Genomic DNA, 24,434 nt, shown 5'->3' on the forward strand with positions numbered 1-24,434 from the left:
CACTTTCAATAGGGGGATAACGTAGGTTATGAAAAATATTTCTCAATAATAAAATGAAGAGAAAAATGTGAAGAAATAGAATAGATTCCTTTATAATAGTTTTAAATTAATTAATATAATTAATTATTAATAATATTAGATAGGAGAGAATATGATGGCAAACGTACTCGTAATAAATTTCCCTGGAGAAGGTCATATAAATCCGACTTTAGCTATTGTAAGTGAGTTAATTCGGCGAGGGGAGACAGTTGTTTCGTATTGTATTGAAGATTTTAGAAAGAAGATTGAAGCAACAGGTGCAGAATTCCGAGAGTTTGAGAATTTTCTCTCTCAAATTAATATTATGGAGCGAGTAAATGAAGGTGGGAGTCCTTTGACGATGCTGTCTCATATGATGGAAGCATCAGAACGTATTGTTACTCAAATTGTAGAAGAAACAAAAGGGGAAAAGTACGATTATTTGATATATGATAATCATTTTCCAGTAGGACGTATTATAGCCAATGTTTTAAAATTACCTAGTGTTTCTTCTTGTACAACGTTTGCTTTTAATCAGTACATTACTTTTAACGATGAACATGAATCAAGAGAAGTAGATGAAATGAATCCATTGTATCAATCTTGTTTAGCGGGAATGGAAAAATGGAATAAGCAGTATGGAATGAAGTGTACTAGTATGTATGATATTATGAACCATCCTGGTGATATTACGATTGTGTATACTTCAAAAGAATATCAGCCGCGTTCAGATGTATTTGATGAATCATATAAGTTTGTCGGTCCATCAATTGCTACTCGAAAAGAAATAGGTAGCTTTCCTATTGAACATTTAAAAGATGAAAAAGTGATTTTCATTTCTATGGGAACAGTTTTCAATGAACAACCTGAGCTATATGAAAAATGTTTTGAAGCTTTTAAAGATGTAGAAGCGACAGTCGTATTAGTTGTTGGTAAGAAGATAAATATAAGTCAATTTGAAAACATTCCGGATAACTTTAAGTTGTATAATTATGTGCCACAATTAGAAGTATTACAGCATGCTGATGTATTCGTGACACATGGTGGTATGAATAGTTCGAGTGAAGCACTGTATTACGGTGTCCCGTTAGTTGTAATTCCGGTAACAGGAGATCAGCCTTTAGTTGCGAAACGAGTAAATGAAGTAGGGGCTGGAATAAGGCTAAATCGTAAAGAACTCACTTCTGAATTGTTACGAGAGTCTGTAAAGAAAGTGATGAATGATGTAACGTTTAAGGAAAATAGTCGTAAAGTTGGAGAGTCACTTCGAAAGGCTGGTGGATATAAAAGGGCAGTTGATGAAATATTTAAAATGAAAATGAATTCGTACTTGAAACTTAAATAAATGTTTGAGGCACACTTACTACAATGGGTAAGTGTGTTTCAATAAAAAATTACATAAAAATCACTATAAAGGTGAAACTTTTGTGTATATAAACTGATATCTTTGTATTAGTAGAGAAATTACGTTAAAATAATACTAAGAAAATATATAAGTTTTGGGGGTAATGAATGAAGAAAGTATTTGAATACGTATTATTAACAATTGGCTCAATTATTGTAGCAGGTTCATTAGAGCTTATTTTAGCGCCTAATGGATTAGTAGATGGCGGGGTAACAGCCATTGCTATTATGGCGAATAAAGTTGCAGGATTGCCGCTTTATGGAGTGTTCTTGGGGATTAATATCCCGATTTTATTATTTACTGCAAAAGTAATGGGAAAGAAGTTCTTTATCCGTACGTCCTATGCAAATGTTGTGACAACACTCGGATTGATTTATTTGAAACCATTTCCAGCAATTACAACTTCTGAATTGTTAATTGTTCTTTATGGAGGAGTTCTATTTGGTGTTGGTGTAGGAATTGTAGTAAAAATGGGCGGAGCAATTGATGGATCAGAAATGTTAGCTGTTTGGATGAATAAACATTTTAAAGTGCCGATTAGTACATTTTTACTTGCTGTAAATGCGGTTATTTTCATCTTTGTTGCCATTTTGTTTTCAATTGAACAAGCGATGTTCTCATTAGCAATTTTCTATATTGTTACGAAGATGATTGATTTCATATTAGATGGCATTAATCAAGGAAAGAGCGTTATGATTATTTCTGGTAAAAATAAAGAAATAGGCGATCTACTTATGAAAGAATTGCAATTATCCGTTACGTATCTACATGGAGAAGGTGGTTTTTTAGGAGAACATAAGAGAATCATTTATTGTATTACAAACCGTTTCATTTATCCGAAAATGAAAGATCTCGTTCTCTCTGTAGATCCAACTGCTATTATTGAAGCTTCCTATTCAACAGAAACAACTGGTGTCAAACGTCCGGGAAGGGCAATGAGATCAGAAAAATAGTGCATAAAAATAGCTCCACGTAAGTATAACTTGCGTGGAGCTATTTTTATTTAGGGAACCACGCTTTTTTCAGTAATTTGACAACAGTTTCAATACATTCCTCTCGAATACTGCCAAAACCGAGCAATACATATGACTCCTCCCTTACATTATAAACAGAATCGTATGTGGAGAGAGGGTATAACTTAATACGTTCTTTTGCAGCTGCATGAATAAGTTCTTGTTCATTCATCCCGTTATGAACGTGAAGTACAATATGAAGCCCGGATTGTTCACCGAGTATATGCACGTTATTTCCCATTTCGCTTTTAATAGATTTAATTAAAGAAATATGTTTTCTTTTATATAACGTACGACTTCGGTTAAGATGACGTTCCCAATCCCCATTTTGAATAAAGGTGGCGAAGGTAAGTTGTTGCATTGTAGAGACAGTTTGTTTAAACATACCACCAAGTTCTTTATAGACTTTTAAAAGATGAGGTGGTAAAACGATATATCCCATTCGTAAAGAAGGTAAAAAAGATTTCGAGAAAGTTCCCATATAAATAACACGTTCATTTGAATCTAGCCCTTGTAAAGAAGGAATAGGTTTTCCTATATAGCGAAATTCCCCGTCGTAATCATCTTCAATAATATAACCATTACAATCATTCGCCCATTTTAATAACTCGAGTCTTCTAGATAATGGCATAATGATTCCGAGTGGAAATTGATGAGATGGAGTGACATATGCCACATTGGAACCGGATTCACGTAAAGCGGAAATATGAATCCCTTTATCGTCTAAAGGGATCGGGTGAACAGGAAGGCCACAACTTTGAATCATAGCAGGTATACGGTGAAATCCAGGATTTTCGATTCCGTATTCTTTTTTTGAACCAAGTAGTTGAAGGAGTAGCCAAAGAAGAGGCTGCGTACCTGCTCCAATAATAATTTGATCAGGTGAAGAATGTACCCCGCGAGCATGATATAAATACTTTGAAATATGTTCTCGTAGAACGAGCTCACCTTGTGGATCTTCTTTAGCAAATAATTCATTTTCATACTGCAATAAAGTTTCGTGTAACGCTCTTTTCCAGTTTGTTATGGGAAAAGCTTTTTGATCAATAAGTCCTTGACTACAATCATAATCATATTGTTCTTTTTCTTTATTGTTAGTACTGCTTGACGCAATTTGTTGTTTCTTTTGAATGACATCAATATCTACTTCCGCAACAAAAATCCCGCGTTTCGGTTTGCTTTCTACGTAACCTTCAGCTAGTAATTGTTGATAAGCGGATTCAACTGTAATACGACTCACATTAAGTTGCATAGCTAAATTTCTGTGAGAAGGAAGACGTGTACCGGCACGTAGTGATCCATGAGAGATTTCTCGTTTCATATATTCGTAAATTTGTAAGTAAATAGGCGTTTTATTTTGTAACACTAATGGGATAGTCAGATCCATTTGTAGACGCTCCTTTTTATACTGGCCTTATAAAAAAGAATAGAACTGTCACTTAAGTTAAGGGCAGTTACTTTCTATAATGATGATATAACATTTAGAAAATTTTATAAATAGTAAGGGGAGAATCATAATGAATATTAAAGAAGTAGTAACAGAAGCTGATTTACATGAAGTATTTCCCGTATTACAGCAATTGCGAACAAAACTTTCAAGAGAAGAAGCAAGTTCTTTATTTCAAAAAATGAAAGAAGAAAATTATAAACTATTTTCGCTGCGTAACGAAGAGAATGAAGTTGTTAGTCTAGCTGGTGTAGCGATTTGTACGAATTTTTATAATGAGAAACATGTTTTTGTGTATGACCTTGTAACCGCGGAAGCTCACAGATCAAAAGGGTATGGTAATGTTCTGCTGTCATATGTAGAAAAATGGGGGAAAGAAGAAGGGTGCAGTTCTATCGTACTTACATCTGCATTTCCAAGAATTGATGCACATCGTTTTTATGAAAGAGAGGGCTTTAATAAGGTAAGCTATTCTTTTTATAAAGAGTTATAATACTAAGTAGGTTCCGTGTGTAAAAATATATGGAACCTATTTTCTTTTTCAGATTTGAGCTAGGGACAGGTCTAGCGATATGATTTGTCGAATATTAGAAATTTAAAATGGAATCTTGAATTTAGAGAATGTTAGGGGCGTTTATACTTGGAAAAAATAAAGAAATTATCTATACCAAATGATGTAAGAGTCATCATTATTTCTGATATTCATGGAGAATTAGACCTTTTTAAGGAACTACTACATAAAGTTAATTTTCAAGATGAAGATTATTTAATTATTAATGGCGATCTTTGTGAGAAAGGAAGAAATAGTATTGGCGTCGTAAACTATGTGATGGATCTAGTAGTTAGTAAGCCAAATGTGTATGTAATAGAAGGGAATTGTGAAGTTGTAGTTGAAGCACTTGTAAATGAAAATCCTGCTTTAATAAATTATTTGTGTACGCGAAAAAATACAATTTTTAATGAATGGCTAGCGCAATTGAATATTAACGTTCATAAAGAAAGTGATATCCGTGAATTGAAAACAAAATTAATGAGCCATTTCTCAAAAGAAATAAAGTGGCTAACAGAATTACCAACAGCGATTGAAACGGAGGATTATATCTTTGTACATGCTGGCCTTGAAGATAGAGAAGATTGGAAAGAGACAGAACGAAAAAATGCGATAGCAATACCGGAGTTTTTCAATCAATCACATAAAGCAAATAAGTATGTAGTTGTCGGTCATTGGCCTGTTGTAAACTATTCAGAGAAGGCACCATCTAACAATCCTGTTATTGATAAGGGAAAAAAGATTATTGCAATTGACGGTGGAAATACGATTAAAGAGGCAGGACAATTAAATGCATTTATCATTCAGAGGACAAGTGCAAGTGATAAGTTTTCTTATACATATGTAGACTATTTTCCAGAATATGAAGTAATAGCAGATTTTCATGCCGATGCAACAATGCAGGGCGGGGTTACCTATCCACATTATTACATAGAGCCTATGGAGAAGAAGCAAGATTACACAATATGCAGGCAAAGGGAAACGAATACATTACTTTATGTGAAAGATGAATATATTAAGCAACTTGATTCAGGTGAATACACAGTGAAAACGGATATATCTTGTGCGCAAATAAGCGTAAAAAAAGGGGATATTGTTTCTCTCATTGATGGTAGCTGCTCAGGATATGATTTAATTAAAAAAGATGGAGTAGAAGGCTGGATAGAGAAAGGGATTTTAGTTGAGATAGAAAAGACGAAAAAGAAAATATTTAGCTGAAATAGGAGGGATGTAACCTCCTATTTTTTTTTAAGAAGTAGATTGCTTGCTATCTTTAATAAGTAAATAAATCGTACTCGGTAAAATGACAAGCGTCATTCCTAAAATAATTGTTAGTATAGCATAACCTCTATAAGGAGTAGAAACGATAAATGGAAGCCCCGCTAGTAAAATACCTGCTATTATCATTGAAATACTACAAATATTTGAAGCTCTTTTTTCGAGGTGCTTATCATTCCATTCCAATGAAACAGTTGATTCAGTCGTATCAATTTTGGAACTGAAATAACCTATTAATATAAATAAAAGCCCTAATCCTAAAAATATAAAATGATCAAGAGGAAGTGAAAAGCCAAGAGCGATAAGGGCAATGACAATATCGACAAAAAATAAGAATAGTAAAATAGTATTGCCGATCCAAAGGAGAAATTTCTGATTACTCGCTGCTTTAGATAAAGCTAAAAATAAAAAGAATACGAAAGAACATATAATTATATTTACGATAACAAAAGTAGCTTTATCCATTGTTGATGTAGGCGTTCCATTGAAGTCCCATTTCGTAACAATATTTGATGGTAAGAAGAAATAGAGAATAATATTTGCCGTAACAATAGTGAGAAATAAAGTAATACTAAATCGATTATTCATTGAATCACCAGCTTTCTACATGAATAATTGGTATCTTATAACAAAATTATACAATATAATAAACGATATCTGTTTTGATTTTTCAGAAAAAACATTATAATTATATATGAAATAAAGAGGAGTGTAGGAGGAAATTATGAAAAGCGTAATCATAAAAGGGGATAGAGTAACAATTCGTACAATTGAAGAATCAGATATAAAAACATTATGGAATCTCGTGTTTAAAGAAGAAAATCCAGAATGGAAAAAATGGGATGCACCGTATTTTCCGTTTTCGATGCAAGAATACTCAGCCTATAAGGAAAAGATGCAAACTCGTTTAAAAGAAGAACCGCTATCCAATTTAATTATAGAACATAACGGTCAAGTTATAGGGACGGTCGGATTTTATTGGGAGTATAAACCGACGCGTTGGTTGGAGATGGGAATTGTCATTTATAATCCGGCTTACTGGAATGGCGGTTACGGTACAGAAGCGTTAACGTTATATCGGGATTTACTATTTGAAAAGATGGAGATTGGTAGAGTAGGGCTCACGACTTGGTCTGGTAATGAACGTATGATGAAAGTAGCGGAGAAAATAGGAATGAGCTTAGAAGGTAGAATGCGAAAATGCCGTTATTATAACGGAACGTACTATGACTCTATTCGAATGGGAATGATTCGTGAAGAATGGGAAGCGCTATGTGTAACAAAGGGGTGAAGGGATATGTACGCTATTATTGCTACATTTGATCGTGTATTTACTAATAAAATTACAGAATTGCAAAATGAATTAACAAATATCATTGGCACAAATCAATTAGCCGGAGCAGAACCTCATATTATGTTAGCTGATTATAATGAGTTAAATGTTCATTTGTATAAGGAGAAATTAGGGGAGTTTGTAGCTATTCAAGAAAATATGGATCCAGTAACTTTTCCTTCTATTGGAACTTTTCCTACTAACGGAACGGTCTTTCTAGCACCGACTGTTACTGATGCATTGTTAAAATTTCATCATTCTTATCATGATTATTTTAACAATTTTCATGACAACCCCAATTCATATTACGTACCGGGAAAGTGGGTTCCGCATTGTACGATTGCAAATAGATTACATACAAATCAGTTTTTAAGCGTAATGGAATATATTTATGAAAAATTTGATCATGCAACAGCTTCAATTGAGAAATTAAAATTAATAAAGGTGAATTATGAAAATGGTTCTGCCATTTCTTCTCGTATATTAGCAGAATATAATTTAAAGAGAATGGAGACATCGAGATGACATATGTAATTAGAGAAATGAAGCAGGAAGATATTCATGCTGTACAATCAGTAGCGAAAATAGCTTGGCATGATACATACGAAGGCATTATTCCGAGAGAGATTCAAGACAGTTTTTTAGACGAGGCTTATTCTGATGAAAAAATGAAATATCGTCTTGAGAATACACATTTATTCGTTGCAGAAGAAGAGGGAGAAGTCATTGGCTTTGCAAATTTTTCACCTGTTAGACTGCAAAACGAAGCAGAATTAGGAGCAATTTATTTGTTACCAGATCAACAAGGGAAAGGGATAGGAAGTGCTTTATTACAAAAAGGGTTAACAGTATTAAAAGGAATTCGGAAACTATACATTCATGTAGAAGCAGCGAATGAAAAAGGAAAACGTTTTTATGAAGCGAAAGGTTTTGCACAATTAGAAGAATTTGAAGAAGATTTTGAAGGACATATGATGCAGACAGTAAGGATGGTTTTATACATATAAGGAGGACTAGAAGTGAAAATCTTTGATTTTAGTGAAAAAGTAGGAAAGCAAATTACAGCATTTCAATCTAATTTCATAATGTCGAAAATAGTAAACCATCAAGGGAATATACATATCGGTGCTATGCATTTAAAAGAGAATGGAATAATTGGATATCATGAAGCAGTTGTATCGCAACTGCTTCTTATTGTGGACGGAGAAGGATATGTATGCGGGGCAAATAAAGAAAAAGTGAAGGTGGAAGCGGGACAAGCTGTGTTTTGGGAAAAGGGGGAGCTTCATGAGACAAGTACAGAAAAGGGATTGATGGCAATTGTTATGGAAGCGGAGGATCTTGAACGAGCGATATTAATGCCTATTAAAGAGGAGAGTTGTAAAAAATGATAGAAAAGGCAAATCGGGAAGAAACGGACGAAATAATACAATATGCAGCTCAATCGCTTTTTGAAGGTACGAGGGGAAATTGTCGTTTAAATACAGAGAAAGCGATTGAAATTACAAGGCCGATTGTAGAAAAGGGAGCGTATTATTTAGTCGTTAAAGAAGAAAACGTTGTAATGGGTTGGATATTAATAGGGGAAAATACGGACTATTTTTCTCATGAAAAACTAGGGTTTATATACGAATTGTATGTTTTTCCAGAGTACCGCGGGAAAGAATTGTCAAGAAAGTTAATGGAGGCTGGTATTAAGGAATTACAAAAGAATTATTCAGAAATTCGTTTGAATGTATTTGCTGGAAATTTTGCAAAAGAGATGTACGAACAGTTTGGTTTTGTTGAAAGACAGGTCATTATGACTTTGAAGTGAGAATAATAGTTTGAACGGGAGAAGAGAAAGAATGAGAAAAGAAAATGAGTATGTTGCGTATTTACAAAGGTTGTATCCTGAATTGCAAATAAATTCTGTTTATATAAATGAAATAGGTCAAAATAATGATAAGAAAGCTTTTGAAGCTGGAATAGCACAATATGTATAAAAGCCGATTTTAAATCGGCTTTTTATTATTATCGATACATCGTCCACATCCCAATGTCTTTAAACCCTAGTCGTTTATAAATTCGTCCAGCAGTTGGATTGTTATAAAACAGGCAAAGTGTTCGGCTTTCTTTCGTAAAGTCTTGAATCATTTTTTGTAATATGAGTGAAGCAAATCCATTTCCGCGGTAATTCGGGTGTGTACATACGCCAACAACCATTGCAGATAATGAATTTTCAGCGGAAGTAGAGGCGGATGCGATGATTGCACCGTCTTTTTCAATATAATATGTACGTCCTGTATTTGTTTCGAGAGCTTGCCTTAAAATTTTTTCTGATTCATGAGCAGTCGGGAATTCATCGATGCTACTTCTTAATTGCATAATTCGCTCTACATCATCTAGTGTGGCAAGTTTAATTGTTTCTTGGGCAGGCGTACTAGGCAAGTTGTCGGCATCTATACATTCGCAAAAATACATTTCATTTTTGGAGCCTAATTGTAGACTGGAAGCAGTTTCAAACCTTTCTACAATAGTTGACTTACCAGAGAGTTTAAGCGGCTTATATGCGGAAAGAATTGTCTCATAATCAGTGGTAACAAGTTCTTCTTTACTATAGGGTATAAATGAATCGTGGAATCGGAGTAGAATTGATTTTAATGTTCCATTCTCTTTAAATACGCCCCATAATTCTTGAAAATCTGTATCATAGCCGAAAGCTTCAATATCTCCAATAATAAACAAGTTAAGGGCTGCTTCTTCTTTTAGGTAAGCGAATACTTGTTCATGATCTTTCTTTGTTAATTTTCGCATCATAACGAATCGACCTCTTTTTTTATTTTTCTAAATATTACAACTTAAGTTTTTTGAAATCAATATAAAATTTTATGTTTAGTTCACAAACTTTCGGAAAAACTAGGAAAGATATGACAAAGGAGGTTATGAACGGTGGATCATCCAATTCAAGGATTAATGAAAGCGGCAATGGAAAATTTAAAAGAAATGGTCGATGTAAATACGATTGTTGGAGAGCCTGTTCAAACGGCTGACGGTGGTGTAGTGTTAACGGTTTCTAAAGTAGCGTTCGGTTTTGGAGCAGGAGGTTCTGATTTCCAAACGAATGATGGACAAAGAGCGAACGGTAACCCTGCATTTGGTGGCGGTAGCGCGGGTGGTGTTTCTATTACACCAGTAGCATTTCTTGTGGTGAATAAAGATGGAGTAAATATTCTTCATTTGCAAAATGCGACACATTTAGCAGAGAAAATGATTGAATTAGCTCCACAAACAATTGATAAAATTCAATCGATGTTCCAAAAAGATGAAAAGAAAGAGGGAAATCATCATCCTCAAAACCCAGATGAAATCCTTTAAAAACGCCTGCTTACAAGCAGGTGTTTTTTCTTGTAATCACTATGTAATAAAACACATGAAATTGTAAATAGTTTTTGAAGTTTTTTCTATGTTTCTAAAATTTTTCATGTTAAAATATGCTATAGAATTGAAACATATAAAACGAAGGTGGCTAGGTGCTTTGTCTGGAGGATCTGACCAAGTAAAGAATATGATATATATTAATGGTAATCGTCGAGGTCATTGTTTTATTACATCAGGAATTACGTTTAAAGAGTTTGCAAGTAACATCCCTTCACCGCTTCATCAAGTGTTGCTTTTAAAGCATAATTTTGAATGGACAGATTTTCATTATCATACTTTATTTGAATATGTTGAGGAAGAAAATATACATAAGTTAATTCAAGCAGAGATTGATGAATTTGATGAATTTTGTTGGGTAGATTTTGATGATGCAAGCGATTTAGATGAACTAGAGCCAAAAGAAATTGCAGAGCTTTTATATTTGGCTCACAAAAAAGAACCACTTGCAAGAACGTTCTTTCCGTTATTGAAAAATAGATTTGTTTATTTTTCACATGATGACGGATGGTACAACAAAGTGTATTATCGTAGAATTGCTGATTTTGTAGGAATGTTAAGTAAAGTTATTCCTTATAAACTCGGTGCTTTCGGTAAGAAACGTTTTTCTTTCTTCCAAAAATCAAAAATTTTCCCAGCAATTTCAAAAGAAGTGATTATGGGGCTTATTCCATTAATGGAAGATGGTCTTTATATTGATCTGGCAGGGAAAATTGAGTCAAGAAGGGGTCTTGAAATTCCAGTTTATGTAGTCGGTTCGTATGAAAGTACGGATGAGGTACTAGATAATATCGATGAATTGAAAGAAGAAGCAACAGAGACTGGTTGGCTTATTTTTGATAAGAAAGAACAAGAGTGGCAATGGGTTGTGGACTAAGAAAACTTGGCGCATGCAGTCAAGTTTTCTTGTCTTTTGAAAGGAGTACAAATGAAGAAATATTATACAATTGTGGGTATTGTAAGTATTATTCTTGTGGCAATTTTACTTATCACTTGTCCGAAAGAATCAGATTTTAAATTGTATCTAGAAGATAAGTATGCATTGAAATGTGACGAGGGTAGTTTTGAATGCACACAAAATGTAGATGGTAAAAAAGAAAAACTAAAATTTGAAAGTACAGATGCACGAAATGGTGTATTCTTTATGACTGTAAAGCAAACATTTAAAACAGAAGCTGATGTTACAAAAGAATATAGCGGGGTAGGAATGTTTGGTACATTTCTTTTTGTTTCAGAGAAGACTTTCTAGTAATAGAAGGTCTTTTTTTTATGCTTATGTTCATATAGATGAAGTAAGACAAGCATAGGAGGGATATTGATGAAGAAGGAATGTATTGTTTGTGGCGGTGAGGAGTTTTTCTCTTCTACATTATACGCACGTACGAAACAAGATTGGGCATATGCGCCAAATATGTATCGATTTGAAAAGGTATTTATTGAGCATCGGGATGAAGAAAATTATCCAGTGTTTCAAGAAATTACAGCGAAGCATTGTTGTGGATGCGGTCATATTATGTTGTATCATGAATGAACACACCAAGTATAACTTGGTGTGTTTTTTAAAATGCTGACAAAGCAAGCGGATAAAGTAAAGTAAATAAAACAGAAAAACTACCAAAACCAATTGCGGTATATCCAAGTGTTCTTGCTCCAAAATTGACAGCTAATAAGCCGACTAAAATCGCAAGAGAACCGAGTGTAACTGGATAAAATGCAATGGAGAAAAGCGAAAGAAATAAAGCGACATAGCCTATCATTGCACCGGTATTTGTACCTTCTATTTCATTTGAAATTTCTTTACGTTTATGTCTAATTGGAATGCCAGCTGGTGATATTTCAGCTGCATACTCTTCGTTTTTTTCACCACTTTTAAAATGATGATTTCTCTTTCTTCGCATGTACATCCCTCTCTTTCAATTGGGTGTACTTATATTATCTTTCATAAAGAGAAGAACATGAGTATGAGTTAAACCCAAGTAAAGCAAAAATTGGAGAATAAAGATTCCTTTATTAGCATGTACATTTCCTAATGAAGATAAAACAGGAATTTTGGAAAATGATGTAGAATGAAATGAGTGATAAAGCGTGAAGGTAGGGGAATGTATGACGAAATTTAATTGGCATGAATCAGCAGAGAAGAAATGGGATAGTAGTGCAGAGTTTTGGAATCAAAATAGTCAGGAGATGTGGGATAGTGGGAGTAGGAGTACGATTATTCCATTTTTTGAACAATATGTGAAGAAAGAAGCCAAGGTGCTTGACGTTGGTTGTGGAGATGGATACGGTACATATAAATTAAGTCGCGCGGGCTATAAAGCAGTTGGAGTAGATTTATCAGAAGTGATGATTCAAAAAGGTAAGGAGCGCGGAGAGGGACCGGATTTATCCTTTATAAAAGGAGATCTTTCTTCCTTACCGTTCGAAAATGAACAATTTGAAGCAATTATGGCAATTAATTCTTTAGAATGGACCGAGGAGCCATTACGAGCATTAAATGAGATAAAGCGTGTTCTAAAAAGGGATGGATATGCATGTATTGCGATTTTAGGACCGACAGCAAAGCCGCGCGAGAACAGTTATCCTCGTTTATACGGCAAAGACGTTGTTTGTAATACGATGATGCCCTGGGAATTTGAACAGTTAGCAAAAGAACAAGGTTTTAAAGTTGTAGATGGAATCGGTGTATATAAGCGCGGAGTAAATGAGAAGATGTTAGGTCAACTTCCTATAGAGTTACAACAATCGTTAACATTCTTATGGGTATTTATGTTAAAAAAGCATAAAGAAATGAAAGAATTTTTAGGAGGTAAATAAGTGCAGAAAATACAAAAAACTGATACAATATCATCAGAACCAATTAAAGGGGGACTAGGGTATATGACAACTACTACAACAGTTAAATCCGACATTGAAATCGCACAAGAAGCAAGTATGAAGAAGATTCAAGAAATTGCAGCTGAATTAAATATTTTAGAAGATGAATTAGAGCCATACGGTCATTATAAAGGTAAGTTATCTCTTGATATTTTTAAGCGCTTACAGAATGAGAAAGACGGTAAAGTTGTTTTAGTAACAGCGATTAACCCAACTCCAGCTGGAGAAGGTAAATCAACAGTAACAGTTGGTTTAGGTCAAGCTTTTAATAAAATTGGTAAGAAAACAGTAATTGCACTTCGCGAACCATCTCTTGGACCAACGATGGGGCTAAAAGGCGGAGCAGCAGGTGGTGGTTTTTCACAGGTTGTACCAATGGAAGACATTAACCTTCACTTTACTGGAGATATCCATGCGATCACAACTGCTAATAACGCGTTAGCGGCGTTTATTGATAATCATATCCAACAAGGAAATACACTTGGAATTGATACGCGTAAAATCGTTTGGAAACGTTGTGTTGACTTAAATGATCGTGCCCTTCGTAACGTAGTAATTGGTCTTGGTGGACCGGTTCAAGGTGTACCACGTGAAGACGGTTTTGATATTACAGTAGCATCTGAAATTATGGCCGTATTCTGCCTTGCAACAGATATTCAAGATTTAAAAGTACGTCTATCACGCATCGTAGTTGCTTATAATTTTGCAAATCAACCTGTAACGGTTAAAGATTTAGGGGTAGAAGGTGCGTTAACATTATTATTAAAAGATGCATTAAAGCCAAACTTAGTGCAAACGTTAGAAAATACACCAGCTATCATTCACGGCGGACCATTTGCGAATATCGCTCACGGTTGTAACAGTGTTATCGCTACTACAATGGCAGCAAAATTAGGTGATTATGTTATTACAGAAGCTGGATTTGGTGCAGATTTAGGTGCTGAGAAGTTTTTAGATATTAAAGCTCGTGCAGCTGGCATTAAACCAGAAGCAGTTGTTATTGTTGCGACGATTCGTGCGCTTAAAATGCATGGTGGCGTAGCAAAAGATCAATTAAAAGAAGAAAATGTAGATGCATTAGCAAAAGGTATGGAAAACTTACAGAAGCATGTTGAAACAATTCAAAGCTTCGGTGTGCCTTTCGTAATTGCAATTAATAAATTCATTACAGATACAGATGCAGAAGTTGCATACTTACAAGAATGGTGTAATGAGCGTGGCTATGCAGTATCCTTAACGGAAGTTTGGGAGAAAGGCGGCCAAGGCGGAGTTGACCTTGCTGAAAAAGTGTTAAAAGAAATTGAAAAAGGTGAAAACAACTACGCACCACTTTATGAATTAGAATTACCATTAGAAGAGAAAATTCGTACAATTGCTCAAAAAGTGTACGGCGCAAAAGATATTGAATTTGCTCCGAAAGCACGTAAGCAATTAGCTCAATATGAAGGCGAAGGTTGGAGTAACCTACCAATTTGTATGGCGAAAACACAATACTCTCTTTCTGACGATGCAACGAAATTAGGTCGTCCATCTGACTTTATCGTTACAATTCGTGAGCTAAAACCATCCATTGGTGCAGGCTTTATCGTTGCGTTAACAGGAACAATGTTAACAATGCCAGGCCTTCCAAAACAACCAGCAGCACTACAAATGGATGTAAATGAAGATGGAAAAGCAGTAGGTTTATTCTAAAAGGTTGTAATTCATCTCGTTTATCTGTAAACTATATATACATCAAGTGGCGCCTTTCCATCGAAAGGCGCCTGTTTTTTGGAGGAAATTATGTTTGATCCAACTGCTTTTGATAATTTAAAAGTAATCGTAGAAGGCGCTGTTTATGATTTTGATTTACATGGAGATATTCTTGTAACTGATCGAAAAGATATGATGGACCTTGCTTCATTAAGTCGTATATATCATATTTCATTTCAATTAACAGAACCATTCGAACCGTTAGTAGAAGCAACATTTTCACTATCTGTAGATGCAAAGAACTTGTCTGGTGAAATATTAGAAGTACCACAATTTACACCAGGTTGTGAAATGAAATTAGCATTTTCATTCCCGATAGAAAAACCAGAAGTAATGTGCGAAGAAATTGAAACTTTCATGCATTCTATATGGGGAAAAGAAAGAATGATTACGCAAAAACTTTCATACGAATATAATAAGCAAGCGATTTCATATCATAATAAGGTAGAGGTTCTATTTCAAAAAGCGATTACAGAAGACCATGTTGATGATTTAATAGCTGTTATTTCACACATGATAGAAACGGTGCGAACAATACAACATTTTCTTCAAAAATAGAGATAAAGGAGAAAAACAAATGATAAAAGATATGCAACCATTTTTACAACAAGCTTGGGAGAAGGCTGGTTTTAAAGAGTTAACTGAAATTCAAAAACAAGCGATTCCAACTATTTTAGAAGGACAAGACGTTATAGCTGAATCTCCAACTGGAACAGGAAAAACATTAGCGTACTTATTACCCCTTTTACATAAAATTAATCCTGAAGTAAAACAGCCACAAGTTGTTGTTTTAGCACCAACACGTGAACTTGTCATGCAAATTCATGAAGAGGTTCAAAAGTTTACAGCAGGAACTGAGATCTCAGGTGCATCTTTAATTGGTGGTGCAGATATTAAGCGCCAAGTTGAAAAATTAAAGAAACACCCAAGAGTGATTGTCGGTTCACCAGGACGTATTTTAGAATTAATTCGTATGAAAAAGCTAAAAATGCATGAAGTGAAAACAATTGTATTTGATGAGTTTGATCAAATTGTAAAACAAAAGATGATGGGCGCTGTACAAGATGTAATTAAATCTACGATGCGCGATCGTCAATTAGTATTCTTCTCGGCTACAATGACAAAAGCTGCAGAAGATGCGGCACGTGACTTAGCAGTTGAACCACAATTAGTACGTGTAACACGAGCAGAGTCAAAAAGCTTAGTTGAGCATACGTATATCATTTGTGAGCGACGCGAGAAAAATGATTACGTAAGAAGAATTATGCATATGGGCGATGTAAAAGCAGTTGCTTTCTTAAACGACCCATTCCGTTTAGACGAAATTACAGAGAAATTGAAATTCCGTAAAATGAAAGCAGCGGCTCTTCATGCAGAAGCAAGTAAACAAGAGCGTGAAGCGACGATGCGTGCTTTCCGCGGAGGAAAATTAGAAATTTTACTTGCTACTGATATTGCAGCACGCGGTATCGATATTGACGATTTAACACATGTAATTCACTTGGAATTACCAGACACAGTAGACCAATATATTCACCGCTCTGGACGTACTGGACGTATGGGTAAAGAAGGAACTGTTGTATCTCTTGTAACACCGCAAGAAGAGCGTAAATTACTACAATTTGCGAAAAAACTAGGTATCGTATTTACGAAGCAAGAAATGTTCAAAGGATCATTTGTAGAAACAAAACCGAAAGCACCAAAGAAAAAGAAACCAGCATTTACTGGGAAGAAAAAGCCTAGATAAATGATGAGGAAGGCGTAACTATTTGTAGTTACGTCTTTTTTATTTGTAATCAAGTGATAATGGGAATTGTATTAGTGTTTTTTATGTGCCTATCATATATATGCTTTTACTGGGAGTATCGAAAAAAAGGGTAGTTTATTTATTTCGTTTATACGAGGAAATAATATAAAAAAAGCCGAATATTAAACTGATACGAAATAATAAAAAGAAGGTACACATATGGATAGGAAATTAGGAATGTTTTTAAATACGAAACATATTGAAGTAAACGAAGGAATAAAGAAGGCGAGAGAATGGGGGTTAGAATATATTCAATTATATGCTATGAATTCGACTTTCAACTTAGCTAACATTTCAAAGGTACAATGGAACACATTAAAAGAAAACTTATCTTTTAATGAGATTCAAGTCCCGTCATTAGCAATTAGCTTCGGAGAAAATGGAATGATAGGAACTGAAGCTGGATGTGCAATAGAGAGTCTTAAATATATTACTGATAAAGGGTTAAGGTTAGGAGCTAACATAGTAACTGTCCATATTGGGAAAATCCCTGATGATGAAAATAGTGAGTACTATGATAAAATGATACGTGTTTGTAATGAAATAGGAGACTTAGCGTTCAGATTTGGAGGATTTTTCGCTATTGAGACAGGATCTGAAAAAGCGATAGTGTTAAAGCGATTTATAGAAAATATAAATTCAAAAGGATTAGCGGTTAACTTTGACCCAGCAAATTTAATTAGTGATGTAATTGAAAATCCGGTAGAAGGTTTATTGCTATTAAAAGATTATATAGTACAAACTCATATTAAAGATTGTACAAAAGTGAAAAGCGATAGTTCAAGTAAGTATATTGAAGTAGCAGTAGGAAATGGTGAAGTGGATTTCGATATATTCTTCAAGGTATTAGATGAAATTGGATTCAATGGATATAACATGATTGAAAGAAATGATTATTTTGATGAACTGGATGGGATGAGTCAGTCGATAAATTTTGCAAAGAAGTACATACCAACTCAAAAGGAATAACGATAGTATTTGTAGAAAGCTACATAGAATATAAAAACCATTAGGGGGAAATGCAATGATCCATAAAGTAGGACAAATTATGTTATATGTAAATAATCAAGATGAGGCAGTAAATTTTTGGACGGAAAAGGTAGGATTTCATGTAGTTGCAGAGGAAGATAATAAACAAGGAATGAGATGGATTGAAATCGCTCCAACTAACGGTGCTGAAACGAGCATTATATTACATAATAAAGAAGTTATCTCTAAGATGAGCCCAGAATTGAATCTTGGTACACCGTCTTTAATGTTCTTCTCAGAAAATCTTGATCAATTATATGCAGATTTAAAAAATAAAAATGTTACTGTTGGCGAAATGGTAACTATGCCTTCTGGTAAAGTATTTAACTTTGCTGATAGTGAAGGGAATTATTTTGCGGTTATGGAAAAGAACCGATAATAATATTGTTATGTGAAAATCCCCCTCAAACATATTGAGGGGGATTAAATCTTTGAAATGAATTTATCATGAGAGAGTTGTTTAATAAAAAATGTTCCTTTTTCAATAGCGGTTTCCATATAACCGACAATTTGATTAAACGTAAACACCTGTAAGTCTTCATGCAAATGTTGCTTTGGATACAACATATCTTCAAAAAGATATTTTCGAAATTCTAAAACATTTTCTTTAGAAACCTCTTCAATATCGACAATGTGAGCATCTTGATTGAGAAGCGAGAAGAGCTGTTGTTCTTTATCGTAATGATGAAGCAATTTTGCATTTAACAATTTAAAATCGTTATAGTACATAGGTGCGATCGTTTCATCATTTTCTATTCTATTTTTTAACCAAGGAAGAAAAAAGCCGCTTAGCCAATTATCATCAGCAATGAGGTGAGTGTAATAGCCTAAGAGAAAAGGGGAATCCATTTGAGCTTTATATTTTTGAAAAAAAGAATTAAAAGCTATCCTTCTCGTATAATTTTTCGTTGTGCCAGCGTAAAAGTGTGAAGTTCCTTTTTCTTCTGCTGAATGAACCGCATCAGGTGCTACACCTCCGAGTATGAAAGAAGTTCTATCTTGAATACATAGTTTTTCGGCAATACCGTTAGCGATAATAGCATGCATAATTCGTGATCCCATGAATGACACCTCGGTTTCAAGTATTCATTTCAGGAAGAGGACTGAACAGTTAGTATTACTTTTCCTGTACTTTTTCTACTTTCGACCCATTCATGTGCTTTCCCTGCATCTTGGAGTGGAAAAGATTTTGTAGCCTTCATTTGCAAACGTCCGTCACGCAAATAACGGAAAACTTCATTTGCAGTTTCTTGGAGTAGTTCAGGACGTTTTTTTCGTGTAGTTCCAAAGCTAAAACCGAGTATAGAACGACAACTTGCATGTAAATCTTTCGTTTGAAAATTGCCAATTTCACCACTAGCATTACCGAAATGAACGAGGCGACCGTAATAAGCAAGACATTTTAAACTTCTTTCCGAAACAGATCCAGAAATAGAGTCCAAAATGATATTCACTCCTTCTCCATATGTTAGCTCATTGACTTTCTCTACAAAATCTTCATCTTGATGACAAAATACATAATCAGCCCCAGCCTCTAAAGCAATTTCTTTTTTTGCTTCACTTCCGACAGTACCGATAACTTTTCCAGCCCCTAATAGTTTTGCAAGTTGAATAGCAGTAGTGCCAATTCCGCCAGCCGCCGCATGAATGAGTACAGATTCACCTTGTTGAAGCCTTGCTACATTTGCGAGTAAATTATAGCTTGTGAAAGATACGATAGGGCATGCTGCTGCAGTTTGAAAATCGACTTCATCAGGTAATACGAAAGTAAGATTTTCATTTGCAACAACATATTCAGCGTAAGATCCATTTTGAGGAAATGAAATGACACGTTGGCCAGGGTGAATATTTTTCACATGAGAGCCGACACGTTCTACAATACCAGCGACATCTATACCTAGAATAAAAGGTAGTGCTTTATTTCCTTTTTTGCCATAACGTGATTTAATATCAGCGAAATTTACACTTGTAGCACCAACGCGAATTAAAACTTGATTTTCTGAAATAACCGGCATATCCACATCTGTATATTTCATCACTTCAGGACCACCGAACGATGTTACAATGATAGCTTTCATTATTTATCCCCCTAAATTTGACTATATAAATCATTTTAAATCTTTATCAGGAATTGGAAAATTATATAATAGTTATGCAAGGTTATAAGTGAAGCTTATGAACGTATTGAATCATTATATTAATTTATATAAAAAACTTTTGAAAAAATCGAACGAAATATAGATTACTTGCCAATATAAAGTGTAAGACAAAGGAGGGGTGGTATATGAAGGATGAAACAGTGTATACAGATTTGATCCAATTAACTTTATCAGGAAATAAAGAAGCGTATAGCGAATTATATGATGTAACGATTCACGAAGTATATAAGACAGCACATTTTTTAATAGATGATAAAGCGGATGTAGATGATGTCGTTCAAGAAATATACATACAGCTATATGAATCGCTTCGTAAGTATGATAGCGAGAAGCCATTTCGTCCTTGGCTAATTGGACTTGTAATTAAACAAATTCACTCTTATAGAAGAAAGAGGTGGATGCGACTACGAATTATAAAAAAGCAGAAGAGCAAAGAAAACCGGTACAAAGTGATTTTTCTAACGATGTTGTAAGTAAAATATCAAATCGAAAACTAATCGAACTTATTCATAAATTACCGTATAAATTGAAACAAGTTATTATTTTAAGGTACTTGCACGACTACTCACAAGAAGAAGTAGCAGAAATATTACATATTCCAATTGGTACTGTGAAATCTAGAATTCATTCGGCCTTAAAGAAACTACGTCAAAAAGAGCAAGTAGAAGAAATCTTTTTAGGAGAGGTAGGGAATGTGAAATGAGTTTAGATTGTAGAGTTCGAGAATCTATACAAGAAGAAGCGAAGGAGATTGTTGCGCCGCCGGAGTTGAAAGAAAAAGTAATCGTTCAAATAAAAATGAAGCGTGGGGGAAGTAAGAAGAAGAAACGCCTTATCGCAGGAGTACTTGCAGCGGCGTTTTTAATCCCGACAACTGGTTTTGCATATCAATCTATTATGGCAGATGGTATATACGGGTCTTTTGAAAACTTAAAAAAACATGCTGGAACGATGACATTAGAGGCGTACATGCGTTTTAGTGCAAAGCTATCAAAAGCGAAAGATGAAATGAGTACAAAAGAATATGAAGTGTTTACAAAAGAACTGAAGAAATTAACGAATGCAAAGCTTGCGTATGGAGATTCGAACGGTAATATTGATTATGATGCATTATCATCAGCAAAAAGAGAAGAAATGAAAAAGGTAAGTATGGGCCTTCAACCATACTTTGATAAATTAAATGGTCATAAATCAAGTAGGGAAGTATTAACGCAAGAAGAGTTTGATCGCTATATGGAAGCTTTAATGACACATGAAATCGTACGAGTGAAGACAAAATCAACTGGTGCAATAAAAGTAGAAGAAATACCTGAGGCATATAAAGAAAGATTTATGAAAGCAGAGCAGATTATGGAGTATGTAGACGAAAAGGTGAGATAAGTAAAAAAGCTCAGAGTCTAAGCTCTGAGCTTTTCTTATTGAAACGTAAATATATTAACCACCTATGCCTTTTGCTAGCAATAGGAAATATGCAACTACTAGTATTATTCCATTTAATGCTGTACCAACTATTCCGAATAACCAATTCTTTGAAGCTATCGCAAAAATAATGCCGAGTAATGAGAGAATACCCAGTATCGAAATAATTAAAGTTAAATTTGCATTAGGCCCTCTTAGAATAAAGAAAGAAAATATGCTTGCGAGAAACATTAGACACGAGAATCCCAAAAATCTATACATAATAATTCTCCCTTGATTGAAATGTAATTTGACTTAGTACGTGATTTCTTTTAGTTTAACATAAATTTCCTTTTTTATGTGTAGCGACTATTACAAGTAATATTGCATTTATAAATAAACCGCCGAAACCAATGACATTTAAGTATTGGTTATCAATTATATTTTTTCATATTTGCAATGTCTTTTTTTATAAAACAATCTAAAAGGGAATAACCAGCTACTAAACTAATTATCGTAACAAAAGTTGTATTGATAAGAATAATATTAGCTAAATAAGGTAGGTACGCACCAACTGGTGAAAAGAGTAGAGCTGGAGAAAAGGAAATGAATAGTGTAGGCACAGTAATGGCGATAAATTTATCCGGTTGAAAGCGCCAGTTTTGTTTACTTGTTTCACGATTAATAGATTGAAGGAATCGTAATAAAATGCCGACTATAAGAGGGAAGAGTGTAAAGTAGAATAATCTTGGATAAACGTTAAAGTTTACTTGTGCGTCTGTATCTAAATAAAATTGAATTTTCACTCCGACAAATAATAATAAGACGATAAATAATGTAAAGCAGAGGTATAGCATCACTTTTTGCATTATATTCCACCATCCTTTACTCAAAATATATTCAAAAAAAGAAGAGATATACAATAACTACTGTTGTATATCTCTTCTTTTACGGTTATTTAATAGTGGTGTTTGCTTTTTCTTGCTTCGTGAAATAATCTATAATGCCCATCGCACTAATTTCTATATCTAGATGTAAAATGTTATAAACGGAATGATCTGATGGAACGTTTAACTTTGTAAGGTGAGAAGAGACCTTATCCATTAATACAGTTTGCAAAGCTTTAGTAGCTTCATCGAAATCATTATATTTTTCAAAGACCTCTTTACCAGTATGAACGAAAATAGGTAACCAATGTTCTAGTTGCTTATATACTTCTGTAACATTGGATGATGCGCCGTAATGGCCGAAATAAATAGTATCTACATTCATACTTTGAATATGATTTTTAGAAGCAATCATCGCATCTGGTTGGAATTGTGAAGGGGACGTTGATGGTAGATACAGTTCTACACCAAGGTCTGCGAGTTCTCTATAATAAATTCCAATTGTATCGCCAGTAAAAATGCCGTTTGTTAATGAATCGTGAATGCTAATATGGTGCTTTGCATGTCCCGGTGTATCATAAAATGTAAGGATGCGGTCTTCTGCAATTTGTAACGTATCACCATGTTGTACAATATGAACACGTTCTTCTTCAATTGGAAGAATTGGATCAAAAAGTTTATCGAAATCTTCTTTGTACACAGCTTTTGCACCTAAAATGAGTTTTGTTGGGTCAATCATATGACGAGCACCGCGAGAATGCACATATAAAGTAGCATTTGGACATTTTTCCATCATTAAACCAGCAGCACCGGCGTGATCTAAATGAACATGTGTAACGATAATGTTTTTAACTTCGTTTAAATCAATATGTAATTGTTGTAAGCCGTCTAAAATATACGGAAGAGAAGGGGCTGCACAAGTTTCAATTAAAGTAATATCATCACCTAATAAAACGTACGTACCAGTTCGTTCATTATGTTGTAAATCAAAATCATCAATCAGATATAGGTGAGAAGATAATTGTTCTACTTTTTTCATCTTTACCACTCCTTATATACGGTATGTAACTATTATACGCTAAAAATACAAAAAGGCAGAAAACGAAAGTTTCGTCTTCTGCCTTTTTGTAATGTTCTTATTGTCTTTGTTGTTTATTAATAGACATAACGAATAGTCCAACAATGCCGCCAACTAATGGAAGCATAATCTCTCCCGCTAAATTAAAGTAGGAGCTTAAAAATAAACCATTTACATCGATTACCCAGCCAATCACATACAATAACATCATATATAGTACGAAATAAAACTCGCGATTTGAAATCGTTTCATGTTGTGCAGTTTTCATATTGAACACCATCCTTTTCTATAATAATAGAATATAAACTGTCACATTTTGTTCACAATTCAATTGTAAAACTTTCCATCATAAAAGTCTAGTAATTTGTGTCGAATTTTCGAACGAAAATAAAGCGTTTTCAATTGTAGAGAGAAATACGTAATAAGAGCTGTAAATTCACGAATGTAGTATAGTATAAACATGGAATGATAGTGAAGAGAGGGGTAAGGACAATGACAGTTTATGACTTTTCAGCTAAAACAATTACAGGTGAAGAAAAATCGTTAAAAGATTACGAAGGAAAAGCACTTCTTATTGTAAATGTAGCTAGTAAATGCGGGTTTACACCGCAATATAAAGGATTACAAGAAGTATATGATAAATATAAAGAACAAGGGCTAGAAATACTCGGTTTCCCTTGTAACCAATTCGGAGGGCAAGAACCAGGAACAGAAGCAGATATTACTAGTTTTTGTGAATTAAACTACGGTGTAAACTTCCCAATGTTTGCAAAAATTGATGTAAAAGGTGATAAGGCTCATCCTCTGTATACATACATGACAGAACAAGCACCAGGTTTACTCGGTATGAAAGCAGTAAAATGGAACTTTACAAAATTTCTAATTGGAAAAGACGGAAAAGTAGTAGGGCGTTTTGCACCGCAAACGAAGCCGGTGGATTTAGAGGTTGAGATTGAGAAGGTACTTGGCGAATAACTAGGAGTTTCACT

At 34.3% G+C, this 24,434-nt stretch carries 32 protein-coding genes and 1 pseudogene; 23 read left to right on the top strand and 10 right to left on the bottom strand.

All coding sequences use genetic code 11. The annotated features are described in order from the left end of the window. Positions 1 to 154: 154 nt before the first annotated feature. Both ACTFR9_RS03025 and ACTFR9_RS03030 read left to right on the top strand, forming a co-directional pair. Positions 155 to 1,363: a macrolide family glycosyltransferase gene (locus tag ACTFR9_RS03025; RefSeq protein ID WP_000024475.1), complete on the top strand. Its 1,209-nt coding sequence runs from the start codon at positions 155 to 157 to the stop codon at positions 1,361 to 1,363. Positions 1,364 to 1,530: 167 nt separating this feature from the next. Continuing rightward, complete coding sequence (locus ACTFR9_RS03030; protein ID WP_000755132.1) at positions 1,531 to 2,376, top strand: YitT family protein; 846 nt, start codon at positions 1,531 to 1,533, stop codon at positions 2,374 to 2,376. Between the two features lie 46 nt (positions 2,377 to 2,422). Here ACTFR9_RS03030 and pdxR read toward each other — a convergent pair whose 3' ends face one another. Beyond that, positions 2,423 to 3,823 (bottom strand): MocR-like pyridoxine biosynthesis transcription factor PdxR, encoded by a 1,401-nt coding sequence (gene pdxR, locus ACTFR9_RS03035; RefSeq protein ID WP_000366296.1) that lies wholly within the window; start codon positions 3,821 to 3,823, stop codon positions 2,423 to 2,425. Between the two features lie 130 nt (positions 3,824 to 3,953). On the opposite strand from pdxR, the gene ACTFR9_RS03040 reads away from it, so the two are divergent. Beyond that, a complete protein-coding gene (locus ACTFR9_RS03040) occupies positions 3,954 to 4,376 on the top strand; it encodes a GNAT family N-acetyltransferase (protein WP_001021918.1) in 423 nt (140 codons plus the stop codon). A gap of 147 nt (positions 4,377 to 4,523) precedes the next feature. Continuing rightward, complete coding sequence (locus ACTFR9_RS03045) at positions 4,524 to 5,651, top strand: metallophosphoesterase (protein WP_000411324.1); 1,128 nt, start codon at positions 4,524 to 4,526, stop codon at positions 5,649 to 5,651. 30 nt (positions 5,652 to 5,681) lie between these two features. Here ACTFR9_RS03045 and ACTFR9_RS03050 read toward each other — a convergent pair whose 3' ends face one another. Beyond that, entirely contained in the window at positions 5,682 to 6,299 is a 618-nt protein-coding gene (locus tag ACTFR9_RS03050) for a DUF1648 domain-containing protein (RefSeq protein ID WP_001065180.1), read from the bottom strand. 136 nt (positions 6,300 to 6,435) lie between these two features. Between ACTFR9_RS03050 and ACTFR9_RS03055 the strand changes: the two genes are divergently transcribed. Genes ACTFR9_RS03055 through ACTFR9_RS03080 form a run of 6 tightly spaced genes read left to right on the top strand, consistent with a single transcriptional unit; the run spans position 6,436 to position 9,029 of the window. After that, a complete protein-coding gene (locus ACTFR9_RS03055) occupies positions 6,436 to 7,002 on the top strand; it encodes a GNAT family N-acetyltransferase (RefSeq protein WP_000843679.1) in 567 nt (188 codons plus the stop codon). Between the two features lie 6 nt (positions 7,003 to 7,008). Then, the gene (locus ACTFR9_RS03060; RefSeq protein WP_000270870.1) at positions 7,009 to 7,569 is read left to right on the top strand and encodes a 2'-5' RNA ligase family protein; all 561 of its coding nucleotides are present in this window, start codon (positions 7,009 to 7,011) and stop codon (positions 7,567 to 7,569) included. Further along, on the top strand, positions 7,566 to 8,051 hold the full coding sequence (locus tag ACTFR9_RS03065; protein WP_000222822.1) for a GNAT family N-acetyltransferase: 486 nt from the start codon (positions 7,566 to 7,568) through the stop codon (positions 8,049 to 8,051). Before ACTFR9_RS03060 ends, ACTFR9_RS03065 begins: the two co-directional genes overlap by 4 nt. A gap of 12 nt (positions 8,052 to 8,063) precedes the next feature. Further along, positions 8,064 to 8,435: a hypothetical protein gene (locus ACTFR9_RS03070; protein ID WP_000688092.1), complete on the top strand. Its 372-nt coding sequence runs from the start codon at positions 8,064 to 8,066 to the stop codon at positions 8,433 to 8,435. Continuing rightward, positions 8,432 to 8,860, top strand: coding sequence for a GNAT family N-acetyltransferase (locus tag ACTFR9_RS03075; protein WP_000570284.1), 429 nt, complete (start codon positions 8,432 to 8,434; stop codon positions 8,858 to 8,860). Before ACTFR9_RS03070 ends, ACTFR9_RS03075 begins: the two co-directional genes overlap by 4 nt. Before the next feature lie 31 nt (positions 8,861 to 8,891). Beyond that, positions 8,892 to 9,029, top strand: a complete 138-nt coding sequence (locus tag ACTFR9_RS03080; RefSeq protein ID WP_001224478.1) for a hypothetical protein — start codon at positions 8,892 to 8,894, stop codon at positions 9,027 to 9,029. Between the two features lie 28 nt (positions 9,030 to 9,057). Here ACTFR9_RS03080 and ACTFR9_RS03085 read toward each other — a convergent pair whose 3' ends face one another. Beyond that, complete coding sequence (locus ACTFR9_RS03085) at positions 9,058 to 9,843, bottom strand: GNAT family N-acetyltransferase (protein WP_000984765.1); 786 nt, start codon at positions 9,841 to 9,843, stop codon at positions 9,058 to 9,060. 132 nt (positions 9,844 to 9,975) lie between these two features. Between ACTFR9_RS03085 and ytfJ the strand changes: the two genes are divergently transcribed. From ytfJ to ACTFR9_RS03105, 4 genes are all read left to right on the top strand, one after another. Further along, positions 9,976 to 10,401 carry a GerW family sporulation protein gene (ytfJ, locus tag ACTFR9_RS03090; RefSeq protein WP_000349987.1) on the top strand — a complete coding sequence of 142 codons (426 nt, stop codon included), beginning with the start codon at positions 9,976 to 9,978 and terminating at the stop codon, positions 10,399 to 10,401. Positions 10,402 to 10,561: 160 nt separating this feature from the next. Next, positions 10,562 to 11,338 (top strand): oxalate:formate antiporter, encoded by a 777-nt coding sequence (locus ACTFR9_RS03095; protein WP_000014090.1) that lies wholly within the window; start codon positions 10,562 to 10,564, stop codon positions 11,336 to 11,338. 51 nt (positions 11,339 to 11,389) lie between these two features. After that, positions 11,390 to 11,710 (top strand): hypothetical protein, encoded by a 321-nt coding sequence (locus ACTFR9_RS03100; RefSeq protein ID WP_000761177.1) that lies wholly within the window; start codon positions 11,390 to 11,392, stop codon positions 11,708 to 11,710. A gap of 69 nt (positions 11,711 to 11,779) precedes the next feature. Continuing rightward, a complete protein-coding gene (locus ACTFR9_RS03105; RefSeq protein WP_000711202.1) occupies positions 11,780 to 11,992 on the top strand; it encodes a hypothetical protein in 213 nt (70 codons plus the stop codon). 28 nt (positions 11,993 to 12,020) lie between these two features. Here ACTFR9_RS03105 and ACTFR9_RS03110 read toward each other — a convergent pair whose 3' ends face one another. Then, positions 12,021 to 12,359 carry a hypothetical protein gene (locus ACTFR9_RS03110; RefSeq protein ID WP_001253203.1) on the bottom strand — a complete coding sequence of 113 codons (339 nt, stop codon included), beginning with the start codon at positions 12,357 to 12,359 and terminating at the stop codon, positions 12,021 to 12,023. Between the two features lie 205 nt (positions 12,360 to 12,564). Between ACTFR9_RS03110 and ACTFR9_RS03115 the strand changes: the two genes are divergently transcribed. The 6 genes from ACTFR9_RS03115 (at position 12,565) to ACTFR9_RS03140 (ending at position 18,302) form a co-directional block, all read left to right on the top strand. Next, the gene (locus ACTFR9_RS03115; RefSeq protein WP_000160036.1) at positions 12,565 to 13,275 is read left to right on the top strand and encodes a class I SAM-dependent methyltransferase; all 711 of its coding nucleotides are present in this window, start codon (positions 12,565 to 12,567) and stop codon (positions 13,273 to 13,275) included. 63 nt (positions 13,276 to 13,338) lie between these two features. Then, positions 13,339 to 15,027, top strand: coding sequence for a formate--tetrahydrofolate ligase (locus ACTFR9_RS03120; RefSeq protein ID WP_073536373.1), 1,689 nt, complete (start codon positions 13,339 to 13,341; stop codon positions 15,025 to 15,027). A gap of 90 nt (positions 15,028 to 15,117) precedes the next feature. Continuing rightward, positions 15,118 to 15,645 carry a hypothetical protein gene (locus ACTFR9_RS03125; RefSeq protein WP_000460208.1) on the top strand — a complete coding sequence of 176 codons (528 nt, stop codon included), beginning with the start codon at positions 15,118 to 15,120 and terminating at the stop codon, positions 15,643 to 15,645. A gap of 19 nt (positions 15,646 to 15,664) precedes the next feature. After that, positions 15,665 to 16,834: a DEAD/DEAH box helicase gene (locus tag ACTFR9_RS03130; protein ID WP_000588613.1), complete on the top strand. Its 1,170-nt coding sequence runs from the start codon at positions 15,665 to 15,667 to the stop codon at positions 16,832 to 16,834. A 219-nt stretch (positions 16,835 to 17,053) separates the two neighbouring features. Continuing rightward, positions 17,054 to 17,863: a sugar phosphate isomerase/epimerase family protein gene (locus ACTFR9_RS03135; protein ID WP_000375198.1), complete on the top strand. Its 810-nt coding sequence runs from the start codon at positions 17,054 to 17,056 to the stop codon at positions 17,861 to 17,863. A 55-nt stretch (positions 17,864 to 17,918) separates the two neighbouring features. Beyond that, positions 17,919 to 18,302 carry a VOC family protein gene (locus tag ACTFR9_RS03140; protein ID WP_000581474.1) on the top strand — a complete coding sequence of 128 codons (384 nt, stop codon included), beginning with the start codon at positions 17,919 to 17,921 and terminating at the stop codon, positions 18,300 to 18,302. A gap of 44 nt (positions 18,303 to 18,346) precedes the next feature. Here the strand turns inward: ACTFR9_RS03140 and ACTFR9_RS03145 are convergent, their stop codons facing one another. Both ACTFR9_RS03145 and ACTFR9_RS03150 read right to left on the bottom strand, forming a co-directional pair. Continuing rightward, positions 18,347 to 18,985, bottom strand: coding sequence for a zinc dependent phospholipase C family protein (locus ACTFR9_RS03145; protein WP_000535596.1), 639 nt, complete (start codon positions 18,983 to 18,985; stop codon positions 18,347 to 18,349). A 29-nt stretch (positions 18,986 to 19,014) separates the two neighbouring features. Continuing rightward, positions 19,015 to 20,001: a quinone oxidoreductase family protein gene (locus ACTFR9_RS03150; protein ID WP_229136377.1), complete on the bottom strand. Its 987-nt coding sequence runs from the start codon at positions 19,999 to 20,001 to the stop codon at positions 19,015 to 19,017. 206 nt (positions 20,002 to 20,207) lie between these two features. Between ACTFR9_RS03150 and ACTFR9_RS03155 the strand changes: the two are divergent. Next, positions 20,208 to 20,785, top strand: a pseudogene (locus ACTFR9_RS03155) (sigma-70 family RNA polymerase sigma factor). After that, positions 20,782 to 21,462, top strand: coding sequence for a DUF3600 domain-containing protein (locus ACTFR9_RS03160; protein WP_000050664.1), 681 nt, complete (start codon positions 20,782 to 20,784; stop codon positions 21,460 to 21,462). Before ACTFR9_RS03155 ends, ACTFR9_RS03160 begins: the two are co-directional and overlap by 4 nt. A 54-nt stretch (positions 21,463 to 21,516) precedes the next feature. On the opposite strand, the gene ACTFR9_RS03165 is transcribed toward ACTFR9_RS03160, so the two are convergent. From ACTFR9_RS03165 to ACTFR9_RS03180, 4 genes are all read right to left on the bottom strand, one after another. After that, positions 21,517 to 21,762 carry a hypothetical protein gene (locus ACTFR9_RS03165; protein WP_000285551.1) on the bottom strand — a complete coding sequence of 82 codons (246 nt, stop codon included), beginning with the start codon at positions 21,760 to 21,762 and terminating at the stop codon, positions 21,517 to 21,519. 152 nt (positions 21,763 to 21,914) lie between these two features. Further along, entirely contained in the window at positions 21,915 to 22,349 is a 435-nt protein-coding gene (locus tag ACTFR9_RS03170) for a hypothetical protein (protein WP_001174533.1), read from the bottom strand. An 85-nt stretch (positions 22,350 to 22,434) separates the two neighbouring features. After that, positions 22,435 to 23,406 carry an MBL fold metallo-hydrolase gene (locus tag ACTFR9_RS03175; RefSeq protein ID WP_000754987.1) on the bottom strand — a complete coding sequence of 324 codons (972 nt, stop codon included), beginning with the start codon at positions 23,404 to 23,406 and terminating at the stop codon, positions 22,435 to 22,437. A gap of 97 nt (positions 23,407 to 23,503) precedes the next feature. Further along, the gene (locus ACTFR9_RS03180) at positions 23,504 to 23,713 is read right to left on the bottom strand and encodes a DUF3925 family protein (protein ID WP_000844978.1); all 210 of its coding nucleotides are present in this window, start codon (positions 23,711 to 23,713) and stop codon (positions 23,504 to 23,506) included. Between the two features lie 224 nt (positions 23,714 to 23,937). Between ACTFR9_RS03180 and bsaA the strand changes: the two genes are divergently transcribed. Then, positions 23,938 to 24,420: a glutathione peroxidase gene (gene bsaA, locus ACTFR9_RS03185; RefSeq protein ID WP_000219435.1), complete on the top strand. Its 483-nt coding sequence runs from the start codon at positions 23,938 to 23,940 to the stop codon at positions 24,418 to 24,420. The last annotated feature ends 14 nt before the right edge of the window (positions 24,421 to 24,434 follow it).

Origin of the sequence: Bacillus cereus group sp. MYBK222-1, from assembly GCF_051916425.1 — a bacterium.
Taxonomy (GTDB): Bacteria; Bacillota; Bacilli; order Bacillales; family Bacillaceae_G; genus Bacillus_A; species Bacillus_A paranthracis.